Source organism: Pseudomonas sp. SJZ079, assembly GCF_007993865.1.
In the GTDB taxonomy this organism is placed as follows: domain Bacteria; phylum Pseudomonadota; class Gammaproteobacteria; order Pseudomonadales; family Pseudomonadaceae; genus Aquipseudomonas.
This window is the reverse complement of the sequence record NZ_VIUH01000003.1, coordinates 163,223-180,127: the sequence shown is the minus strand read 5'-3', so window position 1 is coordinate 180,127 and position 16,905 is coordinate 163,223. Positions and strand designations below refer to the sequence as shown.

The window sequence follows — 16,905 nt, the reverse complement described above, 5'->3', positions numbered from 1 at the left end:
CTGAAGCTCCGTGCAGACTGCGCCACACCTCAGCTGTCAGGGCAATTGGTCGGCGGATAGGCGCCAGGTCAGTCACCCCGCGGCAGTAGCTCGGCGGCAGGCTTGAGCCTTCCCTGCGCCAGCGCAATACCGAACAGGATCAGCCCGCCACCGATGGCGTGGTAACCGTGCAGGGCCTCGTCCAGCATGACCACCGCGAGCACGGCGGTGAGCAGCGGCACCAGGTTCATGAACACGGCGATCCTCTGCGCGCCAAGAATGCCCAGTGCGTGATTCCATAATCCCGGCGCCAGCCCCGATGCGAAAAGCCCTGCATAGACCACCAAGGGAATGTTCTGCGCGGTGAGTTGCACCGAAGGCGCGAGCAGGAATGACGGAATCAGCACCATCAGGCCACAGAAGATCTGCACATAGAGTGATACCCAAGTAGAAACCGGCAATTGCCAGCGTTTCAGCAGCAGGCAATACAAGGCATAGGAGACCGAGGCCGTCAGCATCATCAGCTCGCCCCGGCCCATCCCCTCGGTCCACAATCGGCTGTGTTGCCCTGCGCTGATCAGCAGCGCCAAGCCCACGAATGAAAGCAGCCCGCCCAAGCAGATGCCTGGGGTGGGCCGGGTACGCAACAGCGGGATGGCCAGAAAAATGGTCAACAGCGGCATGGTTCCCAGAATCAAACCCATCGACATCGCTGAAACCGTATGCGCCGCGAAATAGGCCAGCGACTGGTACAGTGCCATGCCCAGCACACCAAGGATGAACAGCTGCCAGAAATGCCGAGCGATCAACTGCCGTTGCCGCCAAACCCCAGGTAGCAACCAGGGGCTGAGCAGCATAAAGGCCAGTAACCAGCGGTAGAAGGAAATGGCCGCCGGCTCGATAGCGCCGACCGCAAGGCGATTGACCACGGTGCTGCCGGCCCAGATAAGCGCGGCCAGCACAGGCAGAATATAGATCATGGGACGGCTTAAACCTCGACAGGCGTTGCCCGCGCAACCTGAGTTCTATGCCAGCCTGAACGGCGACCAGTAGTGGAGTGCGTTCATTGCGCCCGCACAGGGAATCGGGCAGATGCGACCCGCGACTCAGCCAAACTCAGAGCGGCTTCTGGTAGTACCCCACCGCAATCGCATAGTCGCCGACCTTACGGATCAAGGTGTGCTTTGTCTCGCTGCGCCCCGTCACCGGATTGCGCCACAGGTAAGTGAGATCGCCCTCTCCTTTGCCGTTGACGATCTCGAGCATCTGCTCGCCGATAGGCGCATGATCGACCGACTGCACCGCACGGAAGTCGGTGCCAACCAGTCTCAGGTTGTAGCCATGCGCGACATAGCGCTCCGTGCGCAGATCGGCTACGAACACATAAAGATCGTCGCGAATGAAATCCGCATCCAGGCTGTTGATGCGCGTGAAGGTTTCCTTGGGATTAGCGGCCACGGCAGCCGCAGCCCGCTCCAGCAGGACCACCGCTTCTTCTGGAGTGGCACGCGGCATGTAGTAACCAACCGCAAAGATGCGCTCGCCAACACGCCGAAAGAACACGTGCTTGCGTTCGACTTTACCGTCATTCCAGTTCAGCCAGCGGTATTCCGCGCGGTGCACCGCACCGCTGTCAGGCAGGCTCAACGCCTCCTGGAAAGCCGCGTTGAGTTCTTTGTTCAATGCGCTACTGATATTGCGCCCGACCAGATTCACCGAAGGCCCACCGCTGGCCAGCATCACCCCAGCGGTATCCAGCACATAGACGTACAGTTCGCCGTCGATGAACTCGCCCTGCCGGCTGAACACGGCCAACGCCGCATCGCCCTTCTCCTGATAAAACGCCACGGCCTTGCTCAACAGCCGGTTCGCCCGTTCGGCCTCAGCCGTGTAGCGCTCTGCAGGCGCATCTTGGGCGAAGGCCTGCGGCAGAGAAAACAACCCCAGTAGCAGCAGCAAAGCATTGCGAAAGATAAGCGACATAACTGTCCCAAAATGCTCACCTTGCCTGTGGAGTTGCTTCAGGATCGGCGAATAGTGGTTTAAAGGGTGCGGCCGATGATTTCCTTCATGATTTCCGAGGTCCCGCCATAGATGCGGGCAACCCGCGCGTCTACCCAGGCACGGCTGATCTTGTACTCGCTCATGAAACCATAGCCACCATGCAATTGGAGGAACTCGTCGAGTAGCTTGCCCTGCATCTCCGAGCCGAGCAGCTTGGCCATGGCCGCGGTGTCTGCCGCCAGCTCGCCGCGCATCACTTTGGCCAGGCAATCGTCGACGAACACGCGCAGCATGGTCGCCTGCGCCTTGGCCTCGGCGAGCTTGAAGCGGGTGTTCTGGAAGTCCAGCACCGGCTTGCCGAACACCTTGCGCTCACGGGTGTATTCGATGGTTTCTTCAAGCAGGGTATGGATCGACTGCGCCGCGCGAATGGCGATGATCAGGCGCTCCCAGGCCAACTGGTGAGTGAGGTACTTGAAGCCCTGACCTTCCTCGCCCAGTCGATTGCTGGCCGGCACCCGCACTTCGTCAAAGAACAGCTCGGCGGTGTCCTGGCCCTTCAAGCCGATCTTCTCCAGCAGGCGGCCCTTGGAAAAACCTTTGCGATCCTCCTCGATACAGATCAGCGTCAGCTCCTTGGCCGCCGGATCGAGCTTGGTAGCGGTGACCATCAGCCCGGCGTTGCCACCGTTGGTGATGAAGGTCTTCTGTCCAGAGATGATGTAGTCGTCGCCATCACGGCGGGCCAGGGTGCGCATGGATCGCAGATCGCTGCCGATGCCCGGCTCACTCATGGCGATCACCCCGATCAGCTCGCCGCTGACCATGCGCGGCAGCCACTTGAGCTTTTGCTCCTCACTGCCGTAGGCCACGATGTAGGGCGCGACGATCTCCGAATGCGTGGTGAAACCCACTGCGGTGGCGTTAGCCCTGGCCAGCTCCTCAATCATTACCGCCGAGTGACCGAAATCGCCGCCTGAGCCACCATACTCCTCTGGCACGGTCGAACACAGGAGTCCAAGTTCACCGGCCTTGAGCCAGACCTCCTTGGGCACGATGCCATTTTTTTCCCATTCATGTAGGTGCGGAACGATTTCGCGATCTACGAAACGCCGCGCCATTTCGCGGAACATATTGTGGTCTTCTCGGAAAACGGCACGCATAACTATCACTCCAAATTCGGTTGGTGGTCTCAACGGTCCTGGTAGTCAGGCTTGCGCTTGTCCATGAAGGCGACGACGGCCTCATGGTGGTCTTCCGTGTGATGGGCCAGCGACTGATAGGCGGCAGACAGCTCCAGCAGCGAATCCAGACGCATGTGCTGGCCTTCGCGCAGCAGGCGTTTGCACAGACGCAGGGCGTGCCCGGGGTTGCTGGCGATACGCTGGGCCAGCGCGTGCGCCTCGGCCTGCAGGGTCTCATGAGTACAGACCTGCTCCACCAACCCCCAGTCCAGCGCCTTGGCGGCGTCAATGGTGTCGCCAGTGAAGGCCATCAGGCTGGCCTTGGGAATACCGATGATGCGCGGCAACAGCCAGGCACCACCGTCGCCGGGAACGATCCCCAGGCGCACGAAACTTTCTGCAAACAACGCCGAACTGGAAGCCAAGCGGATGTCGCACATACAGGCCAAGTCCAGACCGGCGCCGATTGCCGGGCCGTTGACGGCGGCGATGACCGGGATATCCAGCTCGTACAGCGCCAGCGGGATGCGCTGGATGCCGTCGCGGTAGTTGTTGCGCAATTCATACGGCGAGCCGGCGAAGATTCCGCCGCGCTCGCGCATGTCCTTGACGTTGCCACCGGCACAAAAGGCGCTACCGTTGCCAGTGAGCACCATCACTCTCACCGAATGATCGCGGCGCAGTTCGGCACAGAGGTCAACGAACTCCTGGATCTGTTCCGGTGAAGTCAGCGCGTTGCGAGTTTCCGGGTGGTTCATGCGTACGGTGACGATGCCGCCATCGCGCTCGATCTGCAGGAAGGGACTCATGCCGATTTCCTCTCAAGAGTACATAACTGTTGACTCGCGTGGCCGGTCAACAGCGGCCAGTAGCCCTCGCCACCCACCCCGCAGACCATTTGCCCGATGCGCTGACTCCACAGGCTCGCCGAACCGAACTCACTGCGCCAAGCCCACAGCCGCCGCGACAACAGGTGCAGCGAGTACTCCTGGGTGAAACCGATGGCGCCGTGCACCGAGTGCGCGATGCCAGCGCCAACGCTGGCGGCTTCCGCGGTACTGACCTTGGCTGCGGCGATGGTAAAGGTGGCAAAAACCGTATCCGACTCGGTGAAGGCGGCTTCCGCGGCAATACCCGCCGCTGCGGCTTGTTCGGCGAATACCGCTAACTGCTGCTGAATCGCCTGGAAGGCCCCGATCGGGCGACCGAACTGGGTACGCTCGCTGGCGTATCCCGAGGTCATGTCCAACAGGGCATGCAGCGCACCGGCGATCTGCGCCGAACGCAGCAGGGCGCCACCCAACTGCAACACGTCAGTCGGCAGCGACGCGGGCAAAGGCGCACAGGCCAGCACCTGGGCACCCGTGAAGTGCAGACTGTCGCGCGGCTCACCGGCCACATTGAGGCTCAACGTCTGGCTGGCAGCACTGGCGGTGGACAACAGCACCACGCTCGGTGTCGCGCTGTTGCGATCGGCGATGGCCACCAGGGTTTGCGCATGCCGGCCCCAAGGCACGTCATGCAGCGCGCCAACCACTGCACCATCGCGCAGGCTCAGGTTGGCCTCAGCGGCGAAGCTAAGAATGCCGGTCTGCGCCTCGAGGCCGGCCTTGCCGAGCAGCCAGTTGCCCAATAGGGCTTCACCCAGTGGGATCGGTGCGGCAAAGCGGCCCGCCGCGCGGGCCAACACGTAGAGGTCGGCCCAACCGGCCTCGGCACCGCCCAGGGATTCCGGCACGGCCGCCAGCGTGAAGCCGGACTCTTCGACAGCCGCCCAAAGTTCGGCCGGCCACTCGCCGCCTTCGCAGCCGAGCACGTATTCCGGTGTGGCCAGGTCAGCGAGCAGACGCTCGATGGTCGATTCGAATAGTTCTCGCATAATTATCGCAACCCCATTCCGCGCGCGATGATGCCGCGCAGGATTTCGCGGGTGCCTCCGCGCAGTGAGAAAGACGGTGCCATCTGAGTCAGGTAGGCAAGGACTTGGGCGTGCTCGCTGCCGCCCGCCTGACGAGGCTCGGCCTCCAGCAGTAGCTGCGCGACCTCGGGAATCTCCTGTTCGAACAGGTTGCCCAAATCCTTCACGCAGGAGGCGGCCCAAGCCGGGTGTTCGCCCGCTGCCAACTGTGCAGTCACCGACAGCGACATGTTGCGCAGGGTCAACAGCTTGGCACTGAGACGGCCGATTTCACGGCTCTGCAGGGCATCGGGATGGCGACCCACAGCGCTGATCAGCGTCTTGAGCAGCTCGATGCAACTGAGGAAGCGCTCCGGACCGCTGCGCTCGAAGGCCAGCTCCGCCGTTACCTGATCCCAGCCCTTGCCTTCGGTACCGATCAATGCCGCGGCATCGAGCTGGACATTGTCGAAGAACACTTCATTGAAATGCTCGCCGCCAGCCAGGTCGCGAATTGGCCGGATGGTGATTCCCGGCAGGCCCAGGTCGACGATGAACTGCGACATGCCCTCGTGGCGTGCGGCCTGTTTTTCGCCGGTACGCACCAGGGCAATCATGAACTGCGCATGCTGGGCATTGGTGGTCCATACCTTCTGCCCGTTGAGCAGCCAACCGCCATCGTTACGAGTGGCCGTGGTCTTGATCGAGGCCAGGTCGGAACCGGAGTTCGGTTCGCTCATGCCGATACAGAAGTAGCTCTCGCCACGGCAGATCGGTGGCAAATAGCGCTCTCGCTGCGCCTCGGTGCCAAAGCGGTTGATCAACGGACCGCTCTGCCGATCTGCTATCCAATGCGCCGATACCGGTGCACCCGCGGCCAGCAGCTCCTCGATGATCACGTAGCGGGCAAACGGCCCTGCCGCGGCACCGCCGTATTGCTTGGGCAGCGCCATGCCGACCCAGCCGCGGGCACCGAGCTTGCGGCTGAAGGCCGCATCGAAACCCATCCAGGACTGCGCCCTGGCGGTTGTCGGGTAGTCGCCGAGATTGTTCTGAAGGAACTCCCGCACCTCGTGGCGAAGTGACTCTGCCTCGGCGGGGATTCTGCTGTAAGTGAACTGAGTGATAGACATGTGTGCTCTCTAAACTGGGCACGAGGCCCGGGCGCCATGCGGCAACCAGGCAAGTCGAGGCTGTCTGCCCTCCCCCGCGGTACAGCGGGAGGGGGCTTCGCTAGACCTTAAAGCGCAGTACCGGCGTCAGCCTTCTCGAACATCGCGTTGATGTCGCCCGAAGTGACCGGCTTGCCGTCATTGCGCCCATGGTCGGCACCGCCGAGACCAAGTGCTGGCTCGATGCTGACGTGCGTCGCCTTGGCCCGCAGTGCGGCAACGGTGCAGTTCTCGCGACCATGGATGGAGAACGGATCGAAGGAGAACTCACGCATGGCGTTGAGGTGAGTAACTTTGTCGATGGTTTCCTTGGACAGGTGCTGCAACCCTTCCCAGGCGGATTCTGGCGAATTCGGCCAAGTGCAGTCGGAGTGCGGGTAGTCGCTTTCCCAGGTGACCATGTCTTCGTTCATGAACTTCAGGTTTTGCAAACCGAAGTTATCTTCGATGAAGCAGGTGACGAAATGCTTCTTGAAGATATCGCTCGGCATCTGCCCACCGAAGTTGGAGTTGGTCCAGGCGTTGTGGTGACGGTGAGTGAAGTCCGCTCGCTCCAACAGATAAGGAATCCAACCGATACTGCCCTCGGACAATGCCATGCGCAGATTAGGGAACTTTTTCCACATCGGCGCCCAGATCCAGTCGGCCGCAGAGTTAGCAATGGAAATCGGCATGGAGGTGATCCAAGCGTCAATCGGCGACAGATCTGAGGCATGGTTCGCCTTCACGCCGGTGCCAATGTGGCAGCAGATCACGACGTTGTTGTCCGAACAAGCTTTCCACAATGGATCCCAATAATCACTGTGAATCGAGGGATAGCCATGAATCGCCGGGTTATCAGACAGCGACACTGCGTGTACGCCTTGCTTTGCCAGGCGCTCGACTTCTGCAGCAGCGGCCTGCATGTCCCACCAGGGCACCAGCATCAAGGGGATAAAACGACCCGGTGCGGCGTTGCACCAGTCATGCAGGTGCCAGTCGTTGTAAGCCTGGATCGCCGCCAGGGACACGGCACGGTCCGGGTGGTTTTGAAAGCGTTGGCCAGCGAAGCCGGGGAAGGTCGGGAAGCACAGCGAGCCGAGTACGCCGTTGGCGTTCATGTCGTCGACGCGGTCCATGATGTTCCAGGTACCCCGACGCATCTGATCGTAGCCCAGCGGCTCCATGCCGTATTCCTCTTTCGGGCGACCAACCACGGAGTTGAGGCCCATGTAACCGGTGGCCTGTTCCTCGAACACCCAGACGTCGCGTTCGTCTCGCTTGACCACATGCGGCTCGCGCCCTTTGAAGCGCGCCGGCATATGGCGGGCAAAGGCATTTGGCGGCTCAATCGCGTGATCATCGACGCTGACGAGAATCAGATCTTCAACCTTCATTGTTTTTCCCCTTCGCTTACGGGTTCTGGATTGTGCTAACGATCATAGAGCACAGTGACGATTAATTAAACACATTTTCTATATATGTTCAAATAATTAACAAATCATCCAGGACCACCAACCGACGGGCGCCCCGCACGTCGCGATGGCAAGCCCCCTCCCGCAAACGGATTAATCCCAGATCACATGGACATTGTGCGGGCCACGCAACTGGGCACCGATGATCTCCGGCGCGGGCTTGGAAGGGTCCAGGCGGATGTTGGGCATCAGGTCGAGGATGGCATTGAGCGCACAGTTGATTTCCGTCTTGGCAACAAACTGGCCGATACACATGTGCGTACCGAAGCCGAAGCCGAAGGATGGCCGCGCGCGCCGGTCGATATCGAACACATCGGCGTTTTCAAAGGCGTCTTCGTCGCGGTTCGCCGAGCTCACGATGCACGACACCATCGCGCCCTTGGGAATGCTCACACCACGAATCACCATGTCCTTGTCCGCCTGACGCACCTTGAAGGTCGCGACGGGCTCGTAACGCACGGATTCATCGATCGCCTTGGCCACCAGGCTGCGGTCCTGGCGGACGCGTTCGAGCAACTCCGGCCGCTCGAGCAGAAGGGTCATCAGGGTGCCAAAGGTACGGGTGGTGGTCTCGCTCGCGGCCGGTAGCAGCGAGCGGACGAAGGTGGCGATCTCGTGGTCATCCAGCGAGCGACCCTCGTATTCGGCGCGGATCAACCGGCTGATCAAGTCATCGCCCGTTGCGCCCTCCTCACGGCGCTGTGCTACCACCACCTTGACCACGTCATACAGGGCCTTGGCCGCCTCCATGGCGGCAGAGCGCGCGGCAGCGGCCTTTTCCGGATCGACCTGCGGACCCGCCAGAATCGCCAGCGCCCAAGCAGCGTACTGTTGGATGTCCTCTGGACGGTCCTCGGGAAAGCCGATCAATGCGTAGATCACGCGGATCGGGAAATGCAGGGCGAACTCCATGATGTCGGCGCCTTTACTCGCCACCATGGGTTTGAGGTATTCCTCGCGGATGACGCGATCGATCCTGGTTTCTTTCCAGCGATTGACCGTCTCCGGCATGAACACCGGCTGCAGCAGATTCCGGATGTTCTTATGCGCCTCACCGTCCATCGCCGTGAGGATCAAACCGTCGAAGAAGGAACCCAGGCCCTCGGCGATGAAGCCGTTGGTGAAGTTGACGTGATCGCGCATGACCGCCATCACGTCATCGTATTTGAACAGGGTGAAGGTCGGGCGATTCACGTCGAGCCCGGCGATCGAGGGCACTCCCAGGCGCGCCATGAAATTCTCTTCCAAGACAGGAGAGTTTTGACGCATGTCGCGATACACGGCATGCAGGTCGATATCGGCGCCGCGATAATTGCTCGCCACATTGGCGAAGACCTGCTCTAGGTTGCTCTGTTCTTGCTCGGACATGTTCGTCTCCTTCTTGTTGTGCATAGCCATGACGGGGCCCATAGAGAGCGGCTCATTGCTAGTCATCTTAGGCTCAACCCATCACCAGTTGAACGGTTTTTTACAATTTGCCTAAATGTATTGAAAGCCAAGGCGCGCCATCGGCAATTTAGACACCCTAACCACCTGCGCAGCCGTCAGTAAGCCTGCTGGACGTAGGTCATGCGCCCACCGGCAAGCATCAGTGCGCAATACATGTTCAGCTCCACCACCTGGGCCGAGGTGAAGTACTGCGCCAGTTGCGCATAATGCTCATCGCCGATCGCCATATAGTCGCTGGCGAACAGCTCGGCGAAGCGCAAGGCCACCTGCTCGGCGGGATTGAAGCGCTCGTTGTCGCTGGACAGGCAGGCGATATCTTCTTCGCTGACCTGATCGGACTTGCGCGCCAACTGGCAAGCCTGGCAAGTGGTAATGCTGGCGATCTTCAATCGCAGCAATTCACGCAAGCGTTCTTCAAGGAGACTGTCGTGGTGAAAGCTTTCCATCAGGGCCAACCATGCCAGTGCCACCTGCGGACGGTGCGCCCAGACCTGAACAGGTTTGGGCGAACTGAGCATGCGACTGTCCTGCCCTCGCGCTATCGCCTCGCGCAGCTCGACCGGCATCTGCTCCAAGCCGAGCATGGCTATCCGCGACATGCTCAGATCCGCTCAATGATGGTCGCAGTACCGAGGCCACCTGCACAGCAGATGGCCTGTAGACCATAGCGCCCGCCCCGCCGTTCCAGTTCGTTCAACAGGGTGGTCATCAACCGTGCACCACTGGCGCCGAGCGGATGACCGAGGGCGATAGCCCCGCCGTTGACGTTGAGCCGGTCATGCGCAACCCCGGTCTCGTGCATCCAGGCCAGCGGTACGGAGGCAAAGGCTTCGTTGATTTCGAACAGGTCAATGTCATCGAGCGTCAGCCCTGCTTTATCCAGCACCTTCCTGGTGGCATCGATCGGACCGGTCAACATCAAGGTCGGATCCACGCCGACGGTGGCGAAGGCACGGATGCGCGCGCGGGCCTTCAGCCCCAGACGCTTGGCGGTATCTGCGGACATCAACAGCAGCGCAGCCGCGCCATCGGAAATCTGCGAGGAGTTGCCGGCGGTGATCCGGCCGGCTTCCGGGCGGAAGCTGGTTTTCAGGGTCGCCAGTTTTTCCCGCGAGGTGTCGCGGCGAATGGTCTCGTCCGCTTGCAGCGTGCTGGTGGGCTCGGTGAGCGAATGCTCGCGCAGTTCCGCGACCGGTACCGCCACCAGTTCATTATCGAAATACCCGGCATCGGCGGCATGTGCCGCGCGGCTATGGCTGGCGAACGCATAATCATCCAGTGCATCGCGGCTCAGCGACCATTTGTCCACCACCCGCTCGGCGGCCTCACCCTGGCTGGTCAGCTCATAGCGCTCGGCCGCCATCCAGCCGAAGGCTTCGCCATGGATCTCGCGGTTACTGCCCATGGGTACGCGGCTCATGTTTTCCGCGCCGCCGGCGATGATAATATCGGCGGCGCCGGCGGCAATCGCGCCGACTGCCGCATGCACGGCTGCCTCGCCTGAACCGCATTTGCGGTCCAGGGTCATGCCCGGGATACTCACCGGCCAGCCGGCCCCCAGCAACGCGGTGCGCGCGATGTTGGCGGACTGTTCGCCGATCTGCGTCACGCAGCCGAAGATGACGTCATCGACCTGCGCGGACGAGAGGCCGGTGCGCTCCAGCAATGCCTTGAGCACCAGAGCCCCCAGGTGATCTGCACGCACCCCGGCAAGGCTGCCACGGAAACGACCGACAGGCGTACGCACGGCATCAACGATCACGATGTCGCTCATAGGGCACTCGCCTTGAGGCCGGAGTTCGGCACCTGCTTGCCCTCTTCATAGCGATAGACGCCGCTCCCGGTCTTGCGCCCCAGGCGACCGGCCGCGACCATCTTGATGATCAGCGGACAGGGGCGAAATTTCTCGCCCAGCGCTTGATGCAGATACTTCAGTACCGACAGACGGGTATCCCACCCCGTCAGGTCGCCCAGTTCCAACGGCCCCATCGGGTGGTTGAAGCCCAGGCGCAGGGCGGTATCGATATCCTCCGCACTGGCGGTGCCTTCCTGCAGCATGTACATAGCTTCGTTGCCCAACAGTGCAGACATGCGGCTGGTGGTCAGACCAGGGGACTCGTTGACGATGATCGAGGTCTTGCCCATGGCGTCGCACAACGCGCGGGTGCGCGCCACGGTTTCGTCGCTGGTGGCCAGGCCACGCACCAGTTCGATGAGCTTCATCTTGTGCACCGGGTTGAAGAAGTGCATACCGATGACCCGATCGGGATTGGGCACTGCAGCGGCGATCTCGGTCACACTCAACGCCGAGGTATTGGTGGCAATGATCGCGTCCGGAGCCAGTAGCGGCTCCGCTTGTGTCACCACGGCCTTCTTCACCGCCAACTGTTCGGAGACGGTCTCGACCAGCCAATGCGCACCTGTTGCGGCCTCGCTCAGATCACGGCAGATAATCAGGCGCGCCAAGGATGCTTGCGCAGACTCCTCGGAGACTTTGCCGAGCTTGACCCCAGCACTGAGGATGCTTTCGATGCTGTCCTTGGCGCGGGTCAGCGAGTCGGCATTAGTGTCCACCAGCAAGGTGGGGTAACCGGAACTGGCGAACCCATGGGCGATGCCGGTGCCCATAAGCCCAGCACCAACGACTACGACTTTCTCTTCTTTATTCATGCTCATATTCGCTCTCGATTAGACGCGGGACTTTTCGCTCACAACATTGCGTAACGTACCGATGCCCTCAATCGTCGCTTCAACCACATCCCCGGGCTTGAGGAACAAACCGGTGCCCATCCCTACGCCGGCGGGTGAGCCGGTGAAAAGAATGTCGCCACAGGCAAAGCTGGAACGCTGCTGGACGAAACTAATCAACTGACCGACATCCCAGGTCATCTCGGCGGTCGAGCCATCTTGACGAGTCTCACCGTTGACCTTGAGGGTCAGGCGCACCTTGGGTGACCCCTCAGGGAACTCGTCCTTGGTGACGACCCAGGGGCCGACGCCAGTGCTACGGTCCTGGCTCTTGGCCGCGAACAGGTCCATGCCGATACCTGCCGGACCGCTGCGCTGCAGGTCACGGGCACTGACGTCGTTGCCGACGGTATAGCCGAGCACACAGCCCAGGGGGTCCTCCAGGTCGATCTCGGCATCGCCAATCACAGCTACCAGTTCCACTTCGTGATCGAGCTCTTCGGTCAGGGGCGGATAGCGGATCGGATCATGCGCACCGATCAGCGCACCATAGGCCTTGAGGAAGGCCACTGGCTGCGCCGGCGAGGCGAGACCGAAATCTTCGGCCAGATGTTTGGCATAGTTGGCGCCCGCCACCACGACCCGGTTCACCGGCTCTATCGGTGGCAGCAGGTGCACCTTGGACAAGGGCAGCGTCATCCCGGAAAACCGCAACGCACTGATCCCGGCCCCCCTGGCAACCGCGGGCGCCCAGGTAGAGAACTCGCCCTCAATCGGATGTACTTCATCTCGCCCCGGATCGACCACCGCCCAGAACGCGCCTGTTTCGTGGTAGGAACAACGAGCAAGTTTCATCAGACACCCACCTTGCCCACTTTTGCCGGGTCGAGGCGCAACAGCTCGCAGGCGTTCTTCCAGCGGATCTTCTGCAGATCTTCATCCGACAGGCGCAGCCCTTCGGTGAGGTCATGCCGAACCGCATCGCTGCCACCGAAGTTGGAGCCATAAAGCACCCGGTCGGCGCCGATCACATCGACCATGGCCTGACGCATCGGCAGCTCATGCAACTCCACATCAAAGTAGAAGTTGGGCAGATAGTCCAGGAAGGGCTTTTTGTTGTGGTAAACATCCAGATTCGGGTTGGTCTGAGCCATACGCCCCAACTGGTAGGGAACGAAGCCGCCTCCGTGGGTGATGTAGATCTTCAGATTGGGGAATCGATCCAGCACGCCACCGTTGATCAGGTACCACAGGCACTTGGTTTCGTCGTAGTTCATACCGACGATAGCGGTTGTTTCATAACGGTCGGTGTTGGCCTCTTTACCCCAGGTCACGGACTGGTTGTAGCCGTGCACGAAGATCGGCACGTCAAGATCGCACAGCGCCTGCCATACCGGATCCAACTCAGGCGAGTCGTATTCTAGGCCGCCAAAATTGGAGCCTCCGGCAACCAGGCCCTTGGCCCCCAGTTCGGTAACGGCGCGGCGGATTTCCTTGGCCGCCTCAAGTGGCACGTTCAGCGGCGCATGCGCCCAGAACATCAGGCGATTGGGCGCAGCCGAGCAATAGTCGGCCAGCACGTCATTGACCTTGCGGGCGAAGGGAACGGCAAACTCGGCCTCGGTCCAGTACATGTAACAGTGACTCGGAACCGACAGAACCTGAGCGTCCTGGCCAGCGGCATCCATCGCGGCGAGGCGGTTGCTCGGGTCACGCCACTTGGCCATGTACTCTTCAACGTTCAACGTCTCGCCGCGCGCATGCGCCTCGCGCAGCGCCTTCTTACGCTCTGGTGCGCCCAGCGACAGGATCCAGTCCCCCACACGCAACTTGATGTCGCCATCGGGCTGGGCCTCAAAGGCCGGCCCCCAATAGGGATGCTGGTCATAGTAATCGGGATGAGGGGCGTGAGCGTGGAGGTCGATGAGCATATTCCGGTACCTCGAGGTTGGCACTTTTGTGGTTGTGTGGCGCGGGGCTTTCAGCACGATCCAACGGTCTAAAACCGCCTTGGAGGAAAACGCACAGAACCCGCAGTCAACTCAGAGCATAAGTTTAAAATGATCATAAATCAAAAATCTGTTCAATTTATTTTCAATCACGCACAGAGAACCCACGACAGAACCCTGCCTGACATCGGCCACAGGCAAGCGGCCGCGCGAAGCAGGGCAGATACCAACTCAGGGGTTTAGCGGAGGAAGCAGCAACCAGAACGCCGCGTCGCCCTCAATTGCTGAGGGCAGCGGCTAAAAGTCCAGGCAGGGGCAAAGGCGCGGGAAGATCAGCGACGGTTACGCGAAGTCGACCCTATGGCCAAAGCTGTCACCAGCTTTCTCACGCGAACCGGCAACAGGCGACGACCGGCGCTTTCCGGCACAAGAATCTCACTCAGCACGTAACGGATGATCATTTCGCAGATCAGCTCACGGTCGAGCCTGACGCCGAGTCGGGAATCCCACTCGTCGAACACGATGTCCAGCAGATCCTGAAAGCGCACGATTGAGTCGTGGAAGATCCGTCGAAAGAAGCCCAGCGCATAATCTGGAGCCACCACCAGCAGGCGTCTCGCCCGGCTTTGCTCCAGATAGTCGTCCAGGTAGGTAATCAGCGCATTCAAGCGCGCATCGGGGTCCGTCAGGTCACCCAAGGCCAGCGTCAGCGAACTGTGAAAGCTGTCGCGCTTGTGCCGGGAAAAGGTATCTAGCAGGTCTTCCTGGGAAGAGAAATAGCGGTAGAAGGTTCCACGCGAAACGCCCGCGACCTGACAGACGTCGAGGATCGAAATGCGGTCCGCGCCAGAGCGCAATACCACTTCCTCGGTCGCCACCAGAATATTGGCGATGGTTTCCTCGGAGCGCCGGTTGGGCTTTACCGGGGCACCATTGGTCGATAATCCCGCGCTCTTGGGCAAAGTCCTTTTGACCACTGCTGCTGGTTTCTCTGCGGCACTGCCTTTCTTCTTCCTGGGCTTGGGTGGCGCGACTTGATCGGGCTGGATGGCGAGCTTGGGCATGGATAAACATACTCATTAAGCTGAAAAAAGTGACATTACCATAGGACCTAGGCAGGACTGCCTGTTTTTGTTCAACTCTTTAAGGAAGACATTTTGTAAATTTGAATTTAGAATCGCATTCTCTCTTCAAAATAAAAGCAGCTTCCCAATGGCTGGGCAGCCTCCAAAGGAGAAAAGTCATGAGCGGTACTGGTCATCCAGACACTTGGGCAGTGGGCGAAAGAGACACTGTCATCGCAGCACTCGAACGAGCGGTAGCACGCCATCCAGACAAAATCCTGCTTGATTTCAGCGGAGAATTACACACTTACTCAGAAATTGACTCACTTTCAACCAGAATGGCCAACGCCCTGGCCGCTCTGGGCGTCCAGGCCGGCGAAACCGTTTTGACCATGCTGGACAACAACATCGATGCGGTCGTCTGCTGGCTGGCGATCAACAAGCTGTGCGCAGTCAGCGTGCCTATCAACACTGCCCTCAAAGGCGAGTTCCTGCGCCACCAGATAGCCGATACAGGGACGGCCCTGATCATTTGCGAAGCGGCTTACCTGGCGCGCATGACCCCCCTGGCCGACCAGCTCACCGCGGTGAAGCAGATTCTCTACCGCGGCGAACTCGACACACCGCCCGCCTGCAGCATTCCGATCGCACCACTGGCAAAGCATCGCGGTCATGACGACACACCGCTCGCCACAAAGCCCGAGCCGTCCGACCTGGCCTGTCTGATCTACACCTCGGGCACCACGGGTCCGTCGAAAGGCTGCATGATCAGCTACAACTTCATGTGCAACCTGGCCCGCCTGCAACTGCGCGCAGGCCCGGCCAACGAGAACGACGTCACCATCACGCCGCTGCCGTTGTTCCACATGAACGCCCTCTGCGTCAGCATCATCGCCAGCATCCTAGTTGGCGCGCGTGCCGCCATCCTCCCGCGCTTCTCGGTGTCCAACTTCTGGCAAGAAGTGGAACGCTCCGGCGCAACCATCGCCTCGATCCTCGGCGGCATGGGCGGCCTACTGGCTCAGGCGCCGGACAACGATGCCATGAAGCGCTGTTTCGGCCAGATCCACACGGCACGCGGTAACCCTTACACCGAGGAAACCAAGAAAGTCTGGCGTGAACGCTTTGGTACGCGCCTGGTCGGCGGCAACGGCTACGGCCTCACCGAGGCCTGCGTGATCACCTCGTTGGCAGCCGGCGAATACGCCGCGCCAGGTTCCTCCGGCAAACGCATAGCCGACTTCGATGTGCGCATCGTTGACGACAATGATGTGGAAGTCCCGGCCAATACCGCGGGCGAAATCGTGGTGCGGCCGTTACGCCCGGACATCATGTTCCAGGGCTACTGGCAACGCCCGGCAGACACCTTGAAACTGATGCGCAACATGTGGCTGCACACCGGCGACATCGGCAAGTTCGACGACGAGGGCTTCTTCTACTTCGTCGATCGCAAAAAGGACTACTTGCGCCGCCGCGGTGAAAACATCTCCAGTTTCGAGATGGAAGCCGCGTTCGCCGTGCATCCCGCGTTAGCGGAAGTCGCCGTGCATGCCGTGCCTTCCGACAAGGGCGAGGACGACGTCAAGGTGACCGCGGTACTGCACGAAGGCGCACAACTCGAAGCGGAAGAGCTATTTCGCTGGGCGACCGACTCGGTGCCCTATTACGCCCTGCCGCGTTACATCGAGTTCCGCAGCAGCCTGCCGAAGAACCCGCAAGGCCGGGTGCTGAAATACCAGTTGCGCGACGAGGGAAAAACAGCCGGCACCTGGGACCTCGAAGACACCGACATCAAGGTCTCGAAACGCTGACGGCGACGCTCCGCGCGCCACACGTATCCATGCCCCTCTCTCTTGAACGAGAGAGGGGGCATGCTCGTGGGCACTAATGTGCAAGAACGCCAAAGGAGTTGGCCGAGCAACCGCATCTGCCAGAAACGCAACAGTGAAAGCAGATACGGAATTGAACTACAGCGATCTGTCAGGCTACTCGCCGAACACACAGCGGCGACGTTCACCGGCAAACACGCCAACGACTAGCGTTGGCGTGGATGAACCTGTTCAAG

15 protein-coding genes are annotated in these 16,905 nt (G+C 60.7%); 1 reads left to right on the top strand and 14 read right to left on the bottom strand.

Annotated elements, in window-relative coordinates:
- Nucleotides 1–68: 68 nt before the first annotated feature.
- The 14 genes from FBY03_RS04945 to FBY03_RS04880 form a co-directional block, all read right to left on the bottom strand.
- Nucleotides 69–959, bottom strand: coding sequence for a DMT family transporter (locus FBY03_RS04945; protein ID WP_147171086.1), 891 nt, complete (start codon nt 957–959; stop codon nt 69–71).
- Nucleotides 960–1,095: 136 nt separating this feature from the next.
- Nucleotides 1,096–1,962 carry a cache domain-containing protein gene (locus FBY03_RS04940; protein WP_147171085.1) on the bottom strand — a complete coding sequence of 289 codons (867 nt, stop codon included), beginning with the start codon at nt 1,960–1,962 and terminating at the stop codon, nt 1,096–1,098.
- A 59-nt stretch (nt 1,963–2,021) separates the two neighbouring features.
- Entirely contained in the window at nt 2,022–3,146 is a 1,125-nt protein-coding gene (locus tag FBY03_RS04935; RefSeq protein WP_147171084.1) for an acyl-CoA dehydrogenase family protein, read from the bottom strand.
- Nucleotides 3,147–3,175: 29 nt separating this feature from the next.
- Nucleotides 3,176–3,976 carry a crotonase/enoyl-CoA hydratase family protein gene (locus FBY03_RS04930; protein ID WP_147171083.1) on the bottom strand — a complete coding sequence of 267 codons (801 nt, stop codon included), beginning with the start codon at nt 3,974–3,976 and terminating at the stop codon, nt 3,176–3,178.
- Nucleotides 3,973–5,046, bottom strand: a complete 1,074-nt coding sequence (locus FBY03_RS04925; protein ID WP_147171082.1) for an acyl-CoA dehydrogenase family protein — start codon at nt 5,044–5,046, stop codon at nt 3,973–3,975. Before FBY03_RS04925 ends, FBY03_RS04930 begins: the two co-directional genes overlap by 4 nt.
- Before the next feature lie 2 nt (nt 5,047–5,048).
- Nucleotides 5,049–6,197 (bottom strand): acyl-CoA dehydrogenase family protein, encoded by a 1,149-nt coding sequence (locus tag FBY03_RS04920; RefSeq protein ID WP_147171081.1) that lies wholly within the window; start codon nt 6,195–6,197, stop codon nt 5,049–5,051.
- 107 nt (nt 6,198–6,304) lie between these two features.
- On the bottom strand, nt 6,305–7,612 hold the full coding sequence (locus tag FBY03_RS04915; RefSeq protein ID WP_147171080.1) for an amidohydrolase family protein: 1,308 nt from the start codon (nt 7,610–7,612) through the stop codon (nt 6,305–6,307).
- 171 nt (nt 7,613–7,783) lie between these two features.
- Complete coding sequence (locus FBY03_RS04910; protein WP_147171079.1) at nt 7,784–9,058, bottom strand: cytochrome P450; 1,275 nt, start codon at nt 9,056–9,058, stop codon at nt 7,784–7,786.
- A gap of 176 nt (nt 9,059–9,234) precedes the next feature.
- The gene (locus FBY03_RS04905; protein WP_178090560.1) at nt 9,235–9,738 is read right to left on the bottom strand and encodes a carboxymuconolactone decarboxylase family protein; all 504 of its coding nucleotides are present in this window, start codon (nt 9,736–9,738) and stop codon (nt 9,235–9,237) included.
- Between the two features lie 2 nt (nt 9,739–9,740).
- Nucleotides 9,741–10,913: a thiolase family protein gene (locus FBY03_RS04900; RefSeq protein WP_147171078.1), complete on the bottom strand. Its 1,173-nt coding sequence runs from the start codon at nt 10,911–10,913 to the stop codon at nt 9,741–9,743.
- Nucleotides 10,910–11,815, bottom strand: coding sequence for a 3-hydroxyacyl-CoA dehydrogenase (locus FBY03_RS04895; RefSeq protein ID WP_147171077.1), 906 nt, complete (start codon nt 11,813–11,815; stop codon nt 10,910–10,912). The genes FBY03_RS04900 and FBY03_RS04895 overlap by 4 nt, the downstream gene beginning before the upstream one ends.
- A gap of 12 nt (nt 11,816–11,827) precedes the next feature.
- Nucleotides 11,828–12,682: a fumarylacetoacetate hydrolase family protein gene (locus FBY03_RS04890; RefSeq protein WP_147171076.1), complete on the bottom strand. Its 855-nt coding sequence runs from the start codon at nt 12,680–12,682 to the stop codon at nt 11,828–11,830.
- Complete coding sequence (locus FBY03_RS04885) at nt 12,682–13,758, bottom strand: amidohydrolase family protein (RefSeq protein ID WP_147171075.1); 1,077 nt, start codon at nt 13,756–13,758, stop codon at nt 12,682–12,684. Before FBY03_RS04885 ends, FBY03_RS04890 begins: the two co-directional genes overlap by 1 nt.
- Before the next feature lie 350 nt (nt 13,759–14,108).
- Nucleotides 14,109–14,840 carry a TetR/AcrR family transcriptional regulator gene (locus tag FBY03_RS04880; RefSeq protein WP_147171074.1) on the bottom strand — a complete coding sequence of 244 codons (732 nt, stop codon included), beginning with the start codon at nt 14,838–14,840 and terminating at the stop codon, nt 14,109–14,111.
- A gap of 179 nt (nt 14,841–15,019) precedes the next feature.
- Here FBY03_RS04880 and FBY03_RS04875 point away from each other — a divergent pair, with 179 nt between their 5' ends.
- On the top strand, nt 15,020–16,651 hold the full coding sequence (locus FBY03_RS04875; protein WP_147171073.1) for an ATP-dependent acyl-CoA ligase: 1,632 nt from the start codon (nt 15,020–15,022) through the stop codon (nt 16,649–16,651).
- Nucleotides 16,652–16,905 lie beyond the last annotated feature (254 nt).